This is a genomic window from Micromonospora aurantiaca ATCC 27029 (genome assembly GCF_000145235.1).
GTDB classification, from domain to species: Bacteria; Actinomycetota; Actinomycetes; order Mycobacteriales; family Micromonosporaceae; genus Micromonospora; species Micromonospora aurantiaca.
Genome location: NC_014391.1, coordinates 3,166,225 through 3,185,333 on the forward strand (window position 1 = coordinate 3,166,225; position 19,109 = coordinate 3,185,333).

The window sequence follows — 19,109 nt, forward strand, 5'->3', positions numbered from 1 at the left end:
TTCCACGGCCTGGAAGTATTTTCACCGTAAAATAATTTGTCGGTTGTCACGTACGCTGAAAAACGTCTACGCGCTAGAGGGATGATCGGACGAATTCCTCCGTCCGAGGTTCCAAGGTGCCGTCCCCTCTTCGGCTCAAGCCTCATCGCCGCTCTTCCGGCGCACGGATCGAGCCATATTCTGCTTCCAATGTGAAGTCCTGGGGGGGATCAATGATCACATTCGTCGATTGCTGCCTGCCTGCCCTCTGTGGAGCGCAACCCGCTTCCTGACATGGCAGAGACGATGATCATCAATCGTTTCGGCGCGATCTCGGCGGTACACGGCGGACGTCCGGCACTTCTCGGTGAGACCCACGAGGTCACCTACACCGAGCTGGCCGGATCGGCCGGCGGGCACGCTGCCGTGTTCGCCGCCGCGGGCCTGCGCGCCGGAGACCGGATCGCGCTGCTCACCGCACACGGTGCGCCCACCGTGGCGGCGATGCTCGGCGCCCTCGCGACCGGATGCGCGTACGTTCCGCTGGACCCGGGCTTCCCGGTCGCGCGGCTGCGCCACATGGTCGACGCCGCCGGGGTCACCGCGGTGGCCTGCGCCGCCGAGCACCGCGACCTCGCCTCCACACTGGCCGCCGGGCGCCCGGTCGTAGCGCTGGACGAGGCGCCGCCGGCCCCGCTGCGCCCGGTCGCGGCCGACCCGGACGCGCTGGCGTACGTGCTGTTCACCTCCGGCTCGACCGGAGTACCCAAGGCGGTCGGACAGACCCACCGCAACCTGGCCCACGTCGTCGACAACCAGATCGCCGCGCTCGGCGTCGGCCCGGACGACCGGCTCAGCCTGCTCGCGTCGTTCAGCTTCGACGCCGCCATCCCCGACCTCTACCCGGCGCTGCTCACCGGCGCCGCAGTCGTACCGGTCGACCTGCGCCGCCAAGGGCTGGCGCACGCCGTCGACCAGCTCGACCGGCACCGCGCCACGGTGCTGCACTGCACGCCCACCGTCTACCGCTTCCTGCTCGACACGCTCGGCGCGCGCCGGCTGCCCACGGTGCGGGCGGTGCTGCTCGGCGGCGAGCAGGCCACCTGGGCCGACGCGGCCCGCGGCCGGGACCGCTTCGCCCCCGGCTGCGTGCTCGTCAACGGCTACGGCGCCACCGAGATGACGTTCGCCGCCCGGCACGTGCAGCAGCTGTCCGAGGTGGACCCTGATGCCCGCGGGCCGCTGCCGGTGGGCGTCGCGTTCCCCGGCTACCGGCTGGACCTCGCCCCGGACACCGGCGAGATCGTGGTCCGCAGCCGCCACCTCGCCCCCGGCTACCTCAACCAGGACAGCGACCGGTTCGGCGTCGACGCCGACGGGCTGCTGTCGTACCGCACCGGTGACCTGGGCCGGCTGCTGCCCGGCGGGGAACTGGTCTGCCTCGGTCGGCTCGACCGGCAGGTCAAGGTGCGCGGGCACCGGGTCGAGCTGACCGAGATCGAAGCGGTGCTGTCCGCCCAGCCCGGCGTGGCGGGCGTGCGCGCGATCGTGCGCGACGGCGAGCTGCTCGCGTACGCCCGCCCGGCCGGCGCCCGCCCGGAACCGGCGGCGCTGCGCGCGGCGCTGACCGCCGCGCTGCCCGACTACGCCGTGCCCCGCGCGGTGGTGGTGGTCGACGAGTTCCCGCTCACCGTCACCGGCAAGGTCGACGAGCGGGCGCTGCCCGACCCGGTCACCGAGGTGCCCGCCGAGGAGGCCCCGGCCACCGACACCGAACGCGCCGTGCACGACATCTGGTGCGCGGTGCTGGGCCGCGACGCGGTCGCCCGCACCGCCAGCTTCTTCGACGTGGGCGGGCAGTCGCTGCTGCTGGGCCAGGTGCAGCAGCGCCTCGCCGAGCGGTTCGGCGTACGCCTGCCGATGCTGCGCCTGTTCGACCATCCGACCGTCGCCACCCAGGCGGCGCTGCTCGACGCCCCGCCCGAGGCCGTCCGCGCCCCGGTGCTGCCCGCGCCCGCCGCGCCGGTGCGCGCCGCACGCGAGTACACCGGCGACGAGATCGCCGTGGTCGGCGTCGCCGGGCGGTTCCCCGGCGCGCCCGACGTGGCCACGTTCTGGTGGAACCTGTGCACCGGCGTCGACTCGGTGCACGACCACACCGACGAGGAGCTGGCCGCGCTCGGTGTCGGCCCCGCTCTGCGCGCGGACCCCCGGCACGTCCGCGCCACCGGCCGACTCGACGGGGTGGCCGACTTCGACGCCGACTTCTTCGGCTTCGGCGCCGACGAGGCCGCCCGTACCGACCCGCAGCACCGGCTGTTCCTGGAGACCGCCTGGGAGGCCCTGGAGGACGCCGGGCACGACCCGGCGCGCTTCCCCGGGCTGGTCGGCGTCTACGCCGCCACCTCGGCCAACCGCTACTTCCTGTTCCACCTCATGGACAACCCGGCGGTGGTCGGCGACGTCGACCCGGACGACTGGGAGGCCCGGCTCGTCGGCCGCCAGTTCACCGACCACCTGCCCGGTCAGGTGGCCTACCGGCTCGGCCTGACCGGCCCGGCGATGGCCGTGCAGAGCGCCTGCTCCAGCTCGCTCGTCGCGGTGTGCGTCGCCGCGCAGAGCCTCGCCGACTACCAGTGCGACCTGGCGCTGGCCGGCGGGTCGACGGTGATGTGGCCGCGGCACCGGGCGGGCGGGCTCGCCTCGCCCGACGGCCGGTGCCGCGCCTTCGACGAGGCCGCCGCCGGCTCCGGCTTCGGCTCCGGCGCGGGCGTGGTCGCGTTGCGCCGGCTCTCCGACGCGCAGGCCGACGGCGACCGCATCTACGCGATCCTGCCGGGCTGGGCGGTCACCAACGACGGCCCGGACCGGGCCGGCTTCGCCGTACCCGGCCCGGCCGGACAGGCCGCCGCCGTCGCGAACGCGCTCGCCACCGCCGAGGTCGCACCCGGCGAGGTCCGCTTCGTCGAGGGCCACGGCAGCGGTACGCCGCTCGGCGACGCCATCGAGGTCGCCGCGCTGCACGAGGTGTACGCGGGCGCCGCGCCCGCCGAGTCCACAGCGCTCGGCTCGGTGAAGACCAACATCGGTCACCTCGACGCCGCGGCCGGCATCGCCGGGCTGATCAAGACGGTGCTGGCCGTCCGGCACGGGGTGATCCCGCCGAACCTGCACTTCACCCGTCCGCACCCGGAGATCGACCTGGCCGCCGGACCCTTCTACGTGCCCACCAAGGCGCGGGACTGGCCGGACGACGCGCGCCGGGTCGCCGGAGTGAGCGCGTTCGGCCTGGGCGGCACCAACGCGCACGTCGTGGTGGAACAGCCGCCGCCCGCCGAGCCGGCCGACCCGCCCGGCGGGGGACCGTGGCTGCTGCCGGTCTCCGCGCGTACCCCGGCGGCGCTGCGGGCCGCGCTGGCCCGCCTGCGCAGCCACCTCGCCGGGGCCGCCCCGGCACTGTCCGACGTGGCCGCCACGCTGGCGCTGGGCCGGCGGGCGTTCGCCCACCGGGCGGCGGTGGTCGCCGCCGACCTGCCGGCCGCGCTCTCCGCGCTGGACGTGCTGCTGGACACCGGCGCCCGCATCGCCGGTGACGGCGGCCCGCTGCGCGAGACGGCCGCCGAGTGGGTCGCCGGGCGCGACGTCGACTGGCACGCGCTGCACCCCGAGGGCACGGTCCGGCGCACCGGACTGCCCACCTACCCGTTCCAGCGCCGCCGGCACTGGATCGACCCCGTGCAGAAAGGTCCGCGGTGAACTGGTTCGTCTCCGCCGGAAGCCGACCCGAGGCGCCGGTGCGGTTGTTCTGCCTGCCCTACGCCGGAGCGGGCGCCAGCGCGTTCCGGCGCTGGGCGGCCGAGTTCGGTCCGAGCGTCGACGTGGTGCCGGTGCAACTGCCCGGCCGGGAGAACCGGATCACCGAGGACCCGCGCTTCAGCGTCGCCGAGGTGGCCGACGCCATCGCCTCCCGTGCCGACCGCCCGTACGCGATCTACGGCCACTCGATGGGCGGACGGCTCGGCTTCGACGTGGTCCGTGAGCTGCGCCGCACCGGCCGCCCGCTGCCGCTGCGGCTCTACGTCGGCGGCGCGCGCGCCCCGCACGTCGCCACGCCCGGCCCGTTCGACGGGCTGTCCCGGGCCGGCGACGACGAGCTGCTGCGCCGCCTCGGCGAGGGCGGCGGCCTGCCCGCCGAACTGCTCGACCACCCCGAGCTGGTGGAACTGCTGCTGCCGCTGCTGCGCGCCGACTTCGGCCGGGTCGACGACTACCGCCACGTGCCGGGCGAGCCGCTGCCGGTGCCGATCGTCGTGTTCGCCGGTCGCACCGACCGGGCGGTCAGCCGGGAGCAGAGCGCCGCCTGGGCCGAGCACACCGCGGCCGGGTTCACCCTGCACGAGCTGGACGGCGGGCACTTCTTCCTGCACGACCGGCTGACCGAGCTGGCCGCGCTGATCCGGGCCGACCTGACCGCCGCGCCCACCGACACCCGCCCCGGCACACCGGACGCGGGTCCGGACCCGGTGCGCGCCGCCGGTCGCGGGACCGCCGGCGCCGCGCACCGGGTTCCGCTCGGCGGCACCGGCTGGTCGGTGTGGCGCGACGCGATGCTGCGGACCACCGGTTTCCCGGCCGACGGGCTGGAGCTGTTCACCGCGCCCCGGGCCGCCGCGGCGGCCGACGAGCTGCTGGCCACCGGCGCCGGTGAGGACCGGTTCACCAAGGAGTTCGAGGAGGCGCTGCGCGCCGGCGCGCAGCGGTTCAGCGAGCTGGCCGCCGACCCGCTGCTGCGCGAGGCGGTCACCTGGCAGAACCGGGGAGCGCTGGTGGCGTTCGACGGGCTGGTGCGCGGCGGCGCCGACGCGGCCCGCAACGTGCGCCGCCGCGACCGGGAACGGGCGCTGCTGAAGTACTGGCAGCGCTACTGCGGCAAGAACGAGACTGTGGGCTTCTTCGGCCCCAGCTGCTGGGTCACTGTCGATCCCGCACAGCCGGAAGTTGCCCGAGTCAACCCCGGCGACAGCCTGACCCGGCGGCGCTGGGTGTGGTTCGAGTCGTGGGCGCTGTCCGCGTACGCCGAACGGATCGGCGCGGACCTGGCGGTGCGGCGGTGGTGGCCGCCGATGCTGCGGGCCCACCTGGCCGTCCGGGACCGCGACGTACTGCGGCCCGGCCGCCCGCCGCTGACACTGACCCCGGTCGAGGCCGCGCTGCTTCGCGCGGCCGACGGCCGGCGCGCCGCCGCCGACCTGGTCGCCGACCCGGCGATCGGGCTGCGCCGCCCGGAGGACGGCTACGCGCTGCTCGACCGGCTCGTCGAACGGGAACTGATCACCTGGGACGCGGCCCTGCCGGTGAGCCCGGACGCCGAGCGGGTGCTGGCCGACCGCATCGACGCGATCGGCGACGACCCGGCCCGCGCCGCCGCCCGCGCCGGGTTCGACCGGCTGCGCGCCGCCCGCGACGACGTCGCCGCCGCGGCAGGCGACGCGGACCGGCTGCGGACCGCCCTGGACGCCCTGGACGCCACGTTCACCGAGCTGACCGGCGTGCCCGCGGTGCGCCGGGCCGGACAGATGTACGCCGGCCGCACGGTCTGCTACGAGGACAGCGCCCGGGACCTGGACGTGGTGTTCGGCGCGCCGCTGCTGGCCGAGCTGGCCGCCCCGCTGGACGTGCTGCTGCGCGCCGCCCGCTGGCTGGCCAACGCGCTCGCCCGCGCCTACCTGGACGTGCTGCGCGGCCTGTACGAGGAGCTGCGCGCCGAGTCCCGCGGCCCGGTGCCGCTGGCCGACCTGTGGTTCCTGGCCCAGGGGATGTTCTGGGGCGACGGGGACCGGCCGGTCGACGCGGTGGCGGCGGACTTCGCGGCCCGGTGGGCCGGACTGTTCGGCCTGGACACGCTGCCCGCCGGCACCACCGACGTACGGCTGCGCGCGGCCGACCTCGCCGGCCGGATCGACGCCGTGTTCCCCGGCGACGGTCCGGAGTGGTCCAACGCCGCCATGCACAGCCCCGACCTGCAGATCTGTGCCACCGACGCGGACGCGCTGCGGCGCGGCGACTACACGGTGGTGCTCGGTGAGCTGCACGCCGCCTGGTCGTCGTTCGACTGCGCGGTGTTCACCCCGTCGCACCCGGACGTGGAGCGGCTACGCGACGCGCTCGCGGTGGACATGGGGCAGCGGCGGGTGCGGCTGCTGTTCCCGGCCGACTGGCCGCGGCGCACCAGCCGTACCGCCGAGTCGCTGACCGGCCCGACCGACAGGCACCTGGCGTTCCTCGACGCCCCGGGCGCCGACCCGGCCCGCGTGCTGCCCACGGTCGACCTGGTCGTCGAGGAGGTGGACGGCGAGCTGGTCGCCACCGCCTCGGACGGGCAGCGCTGGCCGCTCGTCGAGGTCTTCGCCGAGCCGCTCAGCGCGCACGCCGTGGACGGGTTCAAGCTGGTCGCCGCCGCGCCGTACACGCCCCGGATCACCGTGGACCGGCTGGTGCTGGCCCGGCAGACGTGGCGGACCACGGTGGGCGAGAGCGGCCTCGCCGTGCCCGACGGCGAGCGGGCCCGCTTCCTCGCCGTCCGGGACTGGCGGCGCCGCCTCGGCCTGCCCGAGCAGGTGTACGTCAAGCTCGGCACCGAGACCAAGCCGTGCTTCGTGGACCTGTCCGCGCCTGCGTTCGCCACCACGCTGTGCGCGATGGTGCGCGCCGCCCAGGTCGACGGCGGCGACGACGTGTCGTTCACGGTCAGCGAGATGCTGCCCGCACCGGAGCAGGCGTGGGTGCCCGACGGGCAGGGCCGCCGCTACTTCAGCGAGCTGCGCCTGCACATCACCGACGCCCGGCGGGAGGACCACCGGTGAGCCATCTGCTGCCCCTGGGCGACACCGGCTGGTCGGTGTGGCGGGACGTGGTCCTGCGTACCGCCGGTTTCCCGGCCGCCGGGCTGGACCGGTTCGCCGCGCCGGACTGCGCCGCCGCCGCGGACGCGCTGCTCGCCGGCGACACCGGCCCCGAGGTGTTCGGCAAGGCGCTGGGCGACGCGTTCGCCGAGTCCTCCGCGGTGGCCGGCGAGCTGGCCGCCGACCCGCTGCTGCGCGAGGCGGTAACCTGGCAGAACCCGGACATGCTCATCGCGCTGGACGGGCTGCTGCGCACCGACCCGCAGGTCCGCAACGTCCGCCGCCGCAAGCGCGAGCTGAGCCTGCTGCGCTACTGGCAGCGCTACTGCGGCAAGGCCGAGACGATCGGCTTCTTCGGCCCGGTCTGCTGGGGCACGTTCGACGCCACCCGGCCCGGCGTGCACACCGCGCCCGGCGCGGCGCTGGTGCACCGGCGGCGGGTGTACTTCGAGGCGTGGGCGCTCATCGCGTACGCCGACCGGCTCGCCGACGACCTCGCGGTCCGCCGCTGGTGGGCACCCGCCCTGCAACCGCACCTGACCGTCGCCGGACGGGAACTGCGGGCGCCGCTGCACCCGCCGATCGCGCTGACCCCGGTCGAGGCGCTGCTGCTCGGCGCCTGCGACGGGCGGACCCCGGCGCTGGAGCTGGCGCACCGGCTCTGCGACGCCGGTGAGGTGCACAGTCCTGACGACGTCTACCTGCTGCTGGACCGGTGGGTGGAGCGCGGGCGGCTCAGCTGGGGCGCCAACCTGCCGATCGCGCCCGACGCCGAGCAGGTGCTCGCCGCGCGGATCGCCGCGATCGGCGACGAACCGGTCCGTGCCGCGACGGCGGCCGAGTTCGGCCGGCTCCGCGCCGCCCGTGACGAGGTGACCGCCGCGGCCGGCGACCCGGACCGGCTCGGTGCCGCGCTCGCCGCGCTCAACGCCGAGTTCACCGCCGTCACCGGCCGCCCGGCCACCCGGCACAGCGGACAGATGTACGCCGCCCGCACGGTCTGCTACGAGGAGACCGCCCGCGACCTGGAGTTCCGGATCGGGTCGGCGGTGATCGACGCGCTGGCCGAGCCGATGGCGGTGGTGCTGCGTACCGCCCGCTGGTTCACAGGCGAGGTCGCCGCCCGCTGCGGCGAGCTCTTCACCGAGCTGCACGAGGAGCTGGCCGCCGACGGCCCGGTGCGGCTGGCCGACCTGTGGCTGCTGGCCCAGGGCACGCTCGTGGCCCCGGACGGCCCGATCGGCCGGGCCGGCGCCACGCTCACCGCGCGCTGGGCCGAGCTGTTCGGCCTGGCCGACCTGCCCGAGGGGCAGGCGGAGCTGCGGCTGCGCGCCGCGGACCTGACCGAACGGGCCCGGGAACTCTTCCCGGCCGAGCGGCCCGGCTGGCCGTCGGCCCGGCTGCACAACCCGGACGTGCAGCTCAGTGCGGCCTCGCCGGAGGCCGTCGAGCGCGGCGACTTCCTGCTGGTGCTCGGCGAGCTGCACCCGGCCTCGGTCGCGTTCGACAGCGCGGTGCTCAGCCCGTTCCACCCGGACCCGGCCGCGCTGCGCGCCGACCTCGACGCCGACCTGGGTCCGGTCCGGCTGCGGGTGCTCTGGCCGGACAGCTTCCCCCGCCGCACCACCCGCACCACGTACGCGCTGACCGGCCCGGCGGACCGTCAGCTCGGCATCGACACCGCGCACGGCGCCGACGTGGACCGCCTGGTTCCGGCCACCGCCGTGGTGGTCGAACGCACCGGGGACCAGCTCACCGCGGTCTTCCCCGACGGCGCCCGCTGGCCGCTGATGGAGGTGTTCGCCACGCTGCTCGGCTCGCTGCTGCTGGACGCGTTCAAGCTGCTCGGCGCCGCCGCGTACACGCCCCGCATCACCATCGACCGGCTGGTCGTGGCCCGGCGTACCTGGCGCACCACGGCCGGGGCGTGCGGGCTGGGCGGCCACGCCGACGAGACCGCCCGCTACCTGGCGGTACGCCGCTGGCGCGCCGAGACCGGCCTGCCCGAGCGGGTGTTCGTCAAGGTCGGCACCGAGATCAAGCCCTGCTACGTGGACCTGACCGGCCCGCTGTACGCGCAGTCGCTGTGCGCGATGGTCGACGCCGCGCTGCGTACCGGCCCGGACGTGCCGGTGGTGGTCTCCGAACTGCTGCCCGCACCCACCGAGGCGTGGGTGCCCGACGCCCGGGGGCGCAATTACGTCAGCGAACTGCGCCTCCAGATCACCGACCCGGCCGAGCAGCTTGGAGCACTCCGGTGACCGACACCCTGACCGTCAGCGCCGTCCACGGCCCGGATCTGCCGTGGCCGGACGCCACCCTGGCCGACCTGGTCACCGCGCAGGCGGCCCGTACCCCGGACGCGGTGGCGGTGCGCCAGTGGGACACCCGGCTCACCTACCGGCAGCTCGTCGACCGGGCCGCCGGGGTGGCCGCCGCGCTGCGCGAGCACGGCGTCGGCCGGGGCGACCGGGTCGGCGTGTGCGGCGCGCGCACCCCCGACCTGGTGGTCACCGTGGTGGGCGTGCTGCTCGCCGGCGCCGCGTACGTGCCGCTGGAGCCGGGCGGCCCCCGGGCCCGGCTGCGCGGGATCGCCCGCGACGCGGGCGTACGCGTGGTGGTCGGTGACGCGGCGGCGGCCGAGCTCGGCGACGAGCCCGGCGTGACGGCGCTCGGCCTGCCCGGCCCGGCCCCGCTCGCGCCCTGCCCGGCCCGCCCCGGCGACCCGGCGTACGTGCTGTTCACCTCCGGTTCCACCGGCCGCCCGAAGGGCGTGCTGACCACCCACCGCAACGCCGTCGAGTTCGTCACCGGGGTGAGCGCGCTGACCGGCGCCGACGCGTCGGTCCGCAGCCTCGGCATCGCCTCGCTCGGCTTCGACGCGGCCACCATGGACCTGTTCGTGCCGCTCACGCTCGGCGGCGCGGTGCAGCTGCTCGGCGCCGACGACCGGGCCGACCCGGTGCGGCTGGCCCGGTTCGTCGCCGAGCACGAGGTCACCTGGGGCTTCATCACCCCGACCGTGCTGTCGCTGCTGGACCCGGCCGGGTTCCCGTCGTGGCGGGTGCTGCTCTGCGGCGGCGAGGCGGTCCCGGCCGAGCTGGTCGCCCGCTGGGCGCCCGGCCGGCGGTTCCTCAACGGCTACGGCCCGACCGAGACCACCGTGCTGGCGGTCACCTGCGACCTCACCCCGGCCGACACCGACCCGATGCCGATCGGCCGGCCGCTGCCCAACCACCGGGCGTACGTGGTCGACGCCGACCTGCGTCCGGTGCCGGCGGGGGAGACCGGCGAACTGCTGATCGGCGGGCCCGGCCTGGCCGACGGCTACCTCAACCGGCCCGGCCTCACCGCCGAGCGGTTCGTGCCCGACCCGTTCGGCGACGTCCCCGGCGAGCGGCTCTACCGCACCGGTGACCTGGTCCGGCAGGGCCCGGACGGCCGGATCGTCTACCTCGGCCGCGCCGACCGCCAGGTGAAGGTCCGCGGCCAGCGCATCGAGCTGGGCGAGATCGAGGCGGTGCTCGCCGCCCACCCGGGCGTCGAGCGCGTCGCGGTGGAGGCGGTACCCGGCCCGGCCGGCGCCGAGCTGGTCGCGTTCCTCACCCCGGCCGGCGCGCCCGACGACGACGAGCTGCGGGCGTACGCCGCGACGCGGCTGACCACCGCGATGCTGCCGGCCCGGACGGTGCGGCTGGACGCGCTGCCGGTCAGCGCGACCACCGGCAAGCTGGACCGGCCGGCGCTGCGCGAGCTGGCCGCGGCCACCCCGGCCGCCGTGGCCGACGCGTCCGCCGACGACGACCCGGTGACGGCGGCGGTCCGGCGCGTCTGGACCCGGCTGCTCGGCGCCGCGCCCGCCCCGGACAGCGACTTCCTCGCCGCCGGCGGCAACTCCGTCGCCGCGATGCGGCTGGTCGCCGCGCTGCGCGCGGAACTGGGCCGGCAGGTGGACACGCGGGTGCTGTTCGCCGACCGCACGTTCGCCGCGCTCGTGGACCGGGTCCGCGCCGCCGACCCCGCCGACGCCGACGGGCTCACCACAGGCAATCCGCCGACGCTGTCCCCGCCGCAGCGGCGGCTGTGGTTCATGGACCAGCTCGCCCCGTCCAGCGCGCCGTACAACATCGCCGTCGCGCACCGGCTGCGCGGGCCGCTGGACGTCACCGCGCTCGGCGCCGCGCTGCGGGCCGTGGCGGAACGGCACGACGTGCTGCGCTGGCGCATCCCGCAGAACGGCGGGGTGCCGTACGCGGTCCGCGAGGAACCCACCGATGTGGCGGTGCCGGTGGTCGACCTGACCGGCGCCGCCGACCCGGACGCCGAACTGGCCGGCATGCTCGCGGCCGGCGCCGGGCACGCGTTCGACCTGGCCACCGGCCCGCCCTGGCAGGTGACCGTGTTCCGGCTCGCCGCCGAGGAGCACGTGCTCGCGGTGACCGTGCACCACGCGGTCTTCGACGGCTGGTCCGAGGCGCTGCTCTACGACGAGCTGGCGCTCGCGTACGCCCGCGCGCTCGGCCGGTCGGTGCCGGGCCGCCCGCCGCTGCCCGCCACGTACGCCGACTACGCGGTGTGGCGCGCCGACCGGGACCGGCGCCGGGGCGAGACGGACCTGGCCTGGTGGACCGCGCACCTGGCCGGCGCGCCGACGGTGCTGGACCTGCCCCGCGACCGTCCCCGCCCGGCCGTGCAGACGTACGCCGGCGCGGAGGCCGCGGTACGGCTGGACGAGACCGCCGACCTGGCCGTGCGCGACCTGGCCGCGACGCGCGGCAGCACTGTCGCGGCGGTGCTGCTGGCCGCGTTCGGTGAGCTGCTGCGGCGCGTCACCGGCGGCGACGAGCACGTGCTCGGCGCGATCGTCGCCGACCGGCGGCTGGCCGCGTTCGACGAGGTGATCGGGTTCTTCATCGACACCGTGCCGGTGCGGGTCCGCTCCGGCGGCGCGAGCTTCGCCGAGCAGGTCGACCGGGCCGCCGCCGAACTGCACGAGGTCACCGCCCACCCGGGCGCGCCACTGGAACGCATCGTCGAGGCGCTCGGCGTGGGCCGGGACACCTCCCGCGCCCCGCTGGTGCAGGTGCTGTTCAACGTGCTCAACTTCGTCGCGCCCCGGCTGACGCTGACCGGCCTGGCCGTCGAGCCGGTGCCGGTACCGAAGCCCGGGTCGCCGTTCGACCTGACCGTCTACGTGGTGGAGCGCGACGGGCGGGCCGGCGTCGAGGTGGTGCACAACCCGGACCTGTTCGAGAGCGAGCGGATCGAAGCGCTGCTGGCCGACCTGGCCGCCCTGGTCGGCGCGCTCGCCGCCGACCCGGACGCCCCGGCCGCCGAGGTCGCGCCCGAGCTGCCCCGCCCGGCGGTACGGGTCGCGGCGCTCGGCGCGATGAGCGTCGCCACCGCCGAACCGGCCCGCGCGCCGCTGCCCGCCGGGTCGGACGCGCTCACCGCGACCGAGGAGCTGATCGCCGGGATCTGGCGCGACGTGCTCGGCCGCGACGCGGTCGGCGTGAGCGACAACTTCTTCGACATCGGCGGCCACTCGATGGCCCTGGCCGCCGTGCACGCCCGCCTCACCGAGGCCACCGGCCGCTCGATCACCATGCTCGACCTGTTCCGCCACCCGACCGTACGGGCGCTCGCCGCCAGCCTCGACGGGGCCGCCGACCGGCCGGAACTGGCCCGCGCCGCCATGCGCGCCGCCGCCCGGCGGGGCCGCGCCCGCCGTACCCCGCCACCACGCCGACCTCACCCGTGACGCGATCCCTTGTGAATGAAGGAACTCCCATGCAGAACGACATTCCCGCCGACGACGGCGTCGAGCCCATCGCCATCGTCGGGCTCGCCGCCCGCCTCCCCGGCGCGGCCGACGTCGACGAGTTCTGGCGCAACCTGGTCGACGGCGTGGAGTCGACGACCGAGCTGACCCGCGAGGAGCAGCTCGCCCGCGGCGCCCAGCCGCAGGAGGTCGACGACCCGGGCTGGGTCAACCGCGCCCCGCTGGTGGACGGCTACGACCAGTTCGACGCCGGCCTGTTCGGGATGACCGCCCGCGAGGCCGAGATCACCGACCCGCAGCACCGGCTGTTCCTGGAGACCTGCTACACCGCGTTGCAGGACGCCGGCTACGACCCGGGCCGCTACGACGGCGCGGTGGGCGTGTACGCCGGCACCGGCGGCAACACGTACCTGCACCGCAACGTGTTCCGCAACAAGCGGGTCGGGGGGAATCCGCACGGCGCCGTCTCGCTCGCCACCGGCAACTCGCCGAACTACGTGGCCACGAACGTGTCGTACCGGCTGGACCTGCGCGGGCCCAGCATGACCGTGCACACCGCCTGCTCCACCTCGCTGGTGGCGTTCCACCTGGCCTGCGAGGCGCTGCGCAACGGCGAGTGCGACATGGCCCTGGCCGGCGGCGTCAACATCGAGCTGCCGCACGTCGGCTACCTCGGCATGGACGGCTTCACCTCGCCGGACGGGCGGTGCCGGCCGTTCGACGCCGGAGCGAACGGCACGGTGTGGGGCAGCGGCGTCGGCGTGACGCTGCTCAAGCGGCTCTCCGACGCGATCGCCGACGGCGACACCATCCGCGCGGTCGTGCTCGGCAACGCGATCAACAACGACGGCGCCGGGAAGGTCGGCTTCACCGCCCCCAGCATCGACGGGCAGATGGAGGCCGTCGCCCAGGCCGTCGAGCTGGCCGGCGTCGACCCGCGCAGCATCAGCTATGTGGAGGCGCACGGCACCGGCACCGCGCTCGGCGACCCGATCGAGGTCGCCGCGCTGTCCGCCGTCTACACCAAGGACACCGACGAGCGCGGCTGGTGCGGCATCGGCTCGGTGAAGTCGAACATCGGCCACCTCAGCCAGCCCTCCGGCATCGTCAGCGTGATCAAGACGGTGCTGGCGATGGAGCACGGGCTGATCCCGCCGACCATCAACTACGAGACGCCGAACCCGGCCATCGACTTCGCCGACACCCCGTTCTACGTGGCAAACACGCTGACCAAGTGGGACACCGACGGCGGACCGCGCCGGGCCGGCGTCAGCTCCTTCGGCATCGGCGGCACCAACGCCCACGTGGTGCTGGAGGAGGCCCCGGCCGCGGGGCGGCACGAGCCGTCCGCCCGCCCGGCGCACCTGCTCCAGGTGTCGGCGAAGACGCCGACCGCGTTGGACACCGCCGTGCGGCGGCTCGCCGACCACCTGGAGAGCGGCAGCGACGTGGCGCTCGCCGACGTGGCGCACACGCTGCGCGTCGGCCGCCAGGTGTACGCCCACCGCGCCGCTGTGGTCGCCGGTGACCCGGCGTCCGCCGCCGCCGCGCTGCGCGAGCGGCGCAAGGGCCACCGGGGCGTCGCCGACGGCCCCGCGCCCCGGGTGGCGTTCCTGTTCAGCGGCCAGGGCTCGCAGTACGCCGGGATGGGCGCCGAACTGTACGGGCAGGACAGCGCGTACGCCGCCGCCGTCGACGAGTGCGCCGAACTGCTCCGCCCCGAGCTGGGCCTGGACATCCGCGACCTGATCCTCGGCCGCGACCCGGAGGCGGCGGACAAGCTCACCGAGACCCGCTACACCCAGCCCGCCCTGTTCACAGTCGAGTACGCCCTCGCCGCCGCCTGGCGGGCCGCCGGTGTGACCCCGGCCGCGATGATCGGCCACTCCATCGGCGAGTACGTCGCCGCGACGGTCGCCGGGGTGCTCGACCTCGCCGACGCGCTGCGCGTGGTGGCCGCCCGGGGCCGCCTCATGCACTCCCTGCCCGCCGGCTCGATGCTGGCGGTCACGCTCGACGAGTCGGAGGTGACCGGCAAGCTGCCCGAGGGCCTGTCGGTGGCCACGGTCAACGGCCCCGGCACCTGTGTGGTCGCCGGTGAGACGGCGCTCGTGGAGGAGTTCGCGGCGAGCCTCGGCGGCAAGAACAAGTCGAAGCTGCTGCGCACCTCGCACGCGTTCCACTCGCCGATGACGGACCCGATCCTGGACGAGTTCACCGCGCTGATGGCCACAGTGCCGCTGCGCGCCCCGGCGGTGCCGTTCGTCTCGAACGTGACAGGCACCTGGATCACCGAGGCGCAGGCCACCGACCCGGCGTACTGGGCCGCGCACCTGCGCCGCCCGGTCCGCTTCGGCGCGTGCGTGGCCACGCTGCTCGCCGAGGGCACCTGGGCGCTCGTCGAGTGCGGCCCCGGCCGGCAGCTGGCCAACCTGGCCCGGATGCAGGTCGCCAAGGCCGGCGAGGCGCAGCGTGCGCTGACCCCGCTGGGCAGCCTGCCCGGCCCCGGCGAGCAGACCGGTGACGTGGCCGCGCTGCTCGGCACGGCCGGCGCGCTGTGGTGCGCCGGGGTGCCGGTGAGCCTCCCGGCCGACCCGCACGCGCGGCGGGTGCCGCTGCCCACGTACCCGTTCGAGCGGCGCCGCTACTGGATCGACCCGGACCCGGAGCAGGAGGTCGCCGCGGCGCCCGCCGAGACCGGCCCCCGCCCGCTGCCGGAGTGGTTCGCGGTGCCGGCCTGGCGGCAGGCACCGCCGGTCCGCACGGCCGAGCCGCTGGGACGCTGCCTGGTGCTGGCCGACGGCCCGCGCGGCGAGGCGCTCGTGGCCGCGTTGCGCGCCGCCGGTGACGACCCGGTCGAGGTACGCGCCGGCGAGGCGTTCACCGCCACCGCGAACGGCTTCCGGCTGCGCCCCGGCGTACGCGCCGACGCCGAGGAACTGGTCGCCGCGCTCGGCGCCGACCTGCCCCGGCGGATCGTGCACGCGTTCGCGCTCGACGGCGAGCCGGCCGGCACCGACCCGGCGGCCGCCTGGGCGGCGCAGGAGCGCGGCTTCTTCGGCGCGCTGCACCTGGTGCAGGCCCTGGCCGGTGCCGGTGTCACGGCCGACGAGGCGGGCGTCCGCCTGGACCTGGTCACCGCCGGCATCGGCGACGTACGCGGCGACGACCTGACCCGCCCGGAGCACGCCACGCTGGCCGGCCTGGCCCGGGTGCTCCCGGCCGAGCTGCCCGGCCTGACCGTGCGGCTGCTCGACACCGACCCGGCCGCGCGCGGCGTGGCCGCCCTGGTGGCCGAGCTGCGCAGCCCGGTCGACGCCGAGCACCCGGAGGTGGCGCTGCGCGGCGACCGCCGCTGGCTGGCCGGCTACGAGCAGGTCACAGTTGCCGCCGAGGACGAGCCGGGCGTGCTGCGCGAGGAGGGCCGGTACCTGATCACCGGCGGTCTCGGCGGCATCGGCGTCACCCTCGCCGAGGACTTCGCCCGCCGGGTCCGCGCCAAGCTGGTCCTGCTGGCCCGTTCCGGGCTGCCCGAGCGGGACGAGTGGGACGCGCACCTCGCGGTGCACGGCGGCGCCGACCGGGCCGGGCGGGCCATCGCGGCGATCCGCCGGATGGAGGCCGCGGGCGCCGAGGTGCTGGTGCTCGCCGCCGACGTCACCGACGCCGACGACCTGCGCCGGGTCCGCGACGAGGCGGAGCGCCGGTTCGGCGGGCTGGACGGCATCGTGCACGCCGCCGGTCTGCCCGGCGGTGGCATGGCCGAGGTGAAGGACCGCGACGAGGCGCGGCGCGTGCTGGCCCCGAAGCTGGCCGGCACCCTGGCGCTGGCCCGGGTCTTCGGCGACCTGCCGCTGGACTTCGTCGTGCTCTGCTCCTCGATCACCGCGGTGATCGGCGGGTTCGGCCAGGTCGACTACTGCGCCGCGAACAACTTCCTGGACGCCTTCGCGCGCTCCGGCACCGGGTTCCGCGCGCCGGTGGTGTCGCAGAACTGGGGCGGCTGGGCCGAGGTCGGCATGGCGGTGGAGACCGCCGCGCCTGCCGCGTTCCGGGCCGCCGGGCGGGACACCGTCACCACGGCGGTCGCCCACCCGGTGCTCACCACGATGGTGGCCGGTCCGGACGGCACGGTGCTGCACGGCCTGGTCTCGGCCGACACCCACTGGCTGCTCGACGAGCACCGGATCGGCGGGGTGCCGGTGGTGCCGGGCACCGCCCACCTGGAGTCGGTGCGCGCCGCGGTGGTCGCGGCGCTGCCCGCGCCGGGACCGGACGCCGCGGTGGAGCTGCGGGACGTGGTGTTCCTGGAGCCGTTCTCGGTGCCGGACGGCACCGTGGCCCAGTACCGGGTCGAGCTGACCCCGGCCGAGGACGGCACCGACTTCGCCGTCGCCAGCCTCGCCGCCGGCCAGGCGCGCACCCACGTCCGCGGCACCGCCGGGTGGACCACCGACGCGGCGCCGCCGGCCGCCGTGCCCGCGGTGAACGGGCGGCGGGTCGACGACGACGCCTCGTTCGGCCGGGGACGCACCAGCATGCTCACGTTCGGGCCGCGCTGGGCGGCGCTGGCCGAGCACCACCTCGCCGACGGCGAGGAGCTGGCCCGGGTGCAGGCACCCGCCGCCGCGGTCGGCGACCTGCCCTCCTGGGGCATGCACCCGGCGCTGCTGGACGTGGCCACCGCGTTCGGCCGCGGGCAGGGCTCCGGCACCTACCTGCCGCTGTCGTACGGCCGGATCGTGGTGCGCGGCGCGCTGCCGGGGACGTTCCACAGTCACCTGCGGCACCGGCCCGCCGCCACCGACGAGGTGGTCGCCGCCGACCTGTCGCTGCGCGACCCGGACGGGCGGGAGCTGGTCGCGATCAGCGACTTCGTGCTGCGCCGGGTCGACCAGGAGGCGGTCACCGGCAACCTGACCGAGGCCCCGGCGGCGGACGCGGACGCCGCGGCACCGGTCACCGAGGACATCCGCCCGGTCGACGGCGCGGAGGCGTTCCGCCGCAGCCTCGCCGCCGGCCTCGGCGCCCAGGTGGTGATCACCACCCGCACCGTCGCCGACATCCGGCGCCGGGCGGCCCGGGTCACCACCGACAGCCTCGCCGAGGAGACCGACGCGCCGGCCGGCCCGGCCGGGGTCACCGGCGGCGGCTCGGCGGCGCCCGGCACCGAGCTGGAGAAGACGATCGCCCAGGTGTGGCGCGACGGCCTCGGCGTCACCGACGTCGGCGTGGACGACGACTTCTTCGCCCTCGGCGGCAACTCGCTGGTGGCCGTGCAGCTCATCGCCGCCATGCGCAAGGCGACAGGCGTACGGCTGCCGATGCGCAGCCTCTTCGAGACCCCCACGGTGGCCGGCCTGGCCGCCCGGATCGAGGAGCTGCGCGCCGAGGCGCCCGCCGACGCACCGGCCGCCCCGGCGGCGATCCCGGCCATCCCGCGGCTGCCCCGCGGCTGACACCCCCGACCAGAACCAGGAGACACCGCACCATGAGCGAGACAACCACGACGCTGCCGGTGGTCGTCGAGAGCGACGGCCGGGCGCTGACCGACCTGATCACGGCCCGGCGTGCCGAGCTGCGGGACACCCTCGTCGCGAGCGGAGGGCTGCTGTTCCGCGGCTTCGACGTGGGCGGCGTGGACGGCTTCGACCAGGCTGTCCGCGCACTGGCCGGCGAGCCGCTGACCTACACCGAGCGCTCCTCGCCCCGGCACTCCATCAAGGGCCGGGTCTACACCTCGACCGACTACCCGCCGGACGAGGAGATCTTCCTGCACAACGAGAACTCGTACCAGGCGCGCTGGCCGCTGACGCTGTTCTTCTACTGCGTCACGCCGCCGCAGACCCAGGGCGCCACGCCGCTGGCCGACGTGCGCCGGGTGTACGAGCTGATCGACCCGGCGGTCCGCGAGGAGTTCGTCCGCCGCCGGTGGATGCTGGTGCGCAACTTCCACGGCGACTTCGGCACCCGCTGGCAGGAGGTGTTCAACACCGAGAGCCGCGCCGAGGTCGAGGCGTACGCGGCTGACAACGGGATCACCGTGGAGTGGGTCGGCAAGGACGGCCTGCGTACCCGCGCGGTCCGCGACGCGGTGCACCACCGGCCCGGCTCGGACACCCCGCGCTGGTTCAACCACGCCACCTTCTTCCACCTCAGCACCCTGCCTGCCGACTACCAGGAAGGGCTGCTGGCCATGTTCGGCGCCGACGGGCTGCCGTCGAACACCTACTACGGCGACGGCGGCGAGATCCCCGCCGACGTCATGGACCACCTGCGCGCCGCCTACCGGGCCGCGACGGTCCGCTTCGACTACCAGCGCGACGACGTGCTGGTGGTGGACAACATGACCGCCGCGCACGGCCGGGAACCGTTCACCGGTCCCCGCAAGATCGCCGTGGCGATGGCCGAGCCGTACACCCCCGAGAACGCAGGAGCGAACTGAC

General features: G+C 75.9%; 6 protein-coding genes. All 6 read left to right on the plus strand.

Going from position 1 to position 19,109, the window contains the following annotated elements:
- Positions 1-273: 273 nt before the first annotated feature.
- The 6 genes from MICAU_RS13860 to MICAU_RS13885 are packed head-to-tail and all read left to right on the plus strand — an operon-like array spanning position 274 to position 19,108.
- On the plus strand, positions 274-3,735 hold the full coding sequence (locus MICAU_RS13860) for an AMP-binding protein (RefSeq protein WP_013285944.1): 3,462 nt from the start codon (positions 274-276) through the stop codon (positions 3,733-3,735).
- Positions 3,732-6,842, plus strand: a complete 3,111-nt coding sequence (locus MICAU_RS13865; RefSeq protein ID WP_013285945.1) for a thioesterase domain-containing protein — start codon at positions 3,732-3,734, stop codon at positions 6,840-6,842. The genes MICAU_RS13860 and MICAU_RS13865 overlap by 4 nt, the downstream gene beginning before the upstream one ends.
- Positions 6,839-9,142: a lantibiotic dehydratase gene (locus MICAU_RS13870; RefSeq protein WP_013285946.1), complete on the plus strand. Its 2,304-nt coding sequence runs from the start codon at positions 6,839-6,841 to the stop codon at positions 9,140-9,142. The genes MICAU_RS13865 and MICAU_RS13870 overlap by 4 nt, the downstream gene beginning before the upstream one ends.
- Positions 9,139-12,642 carry a non-ribosomal peptide synthetase gene (locus MICAU_RS13875; protein WP_013285947.1) on the plus strand — a complete coding sequence of 1,168 codons (3,504 nt, stop codon included), beginning with the start codon at positions 9,139-9,141 and terminating at the stop codon, positions 12,640-12,642. The genes MICAU_RS13870 and MICAU_RS13875 overlap by 4 nt, the downstream gene beginning before the upstream one ends.
- A gap of 29 nt (positions 12,643-12,671) precedes the next feature.
- Positions 12,672-18,122: a type I polyketide synthase gene (locus MICAU_RS13880; protein WP_013285948.1), complete on the plus strand. Its 5,451-nt coding sequence runs from the start codon at positions 12,672-12,674 to the stop codon at positions 18,120-18,122.
- Positions 18,123-18,154: 32 nt separating this feature from the next.
- Complete coding sequence (locus MICAU_RS13885; RefSeq protein WP_013285949.1) at positions 18,155-19,108, plus strand: TauD/TfdA family dioxygenase; 954 nt, start codon at positions 18,155-18,157, stop codon at positions 19,106-19,108.
- Position 19,109 lies beyond the last annotated feature (1 nt).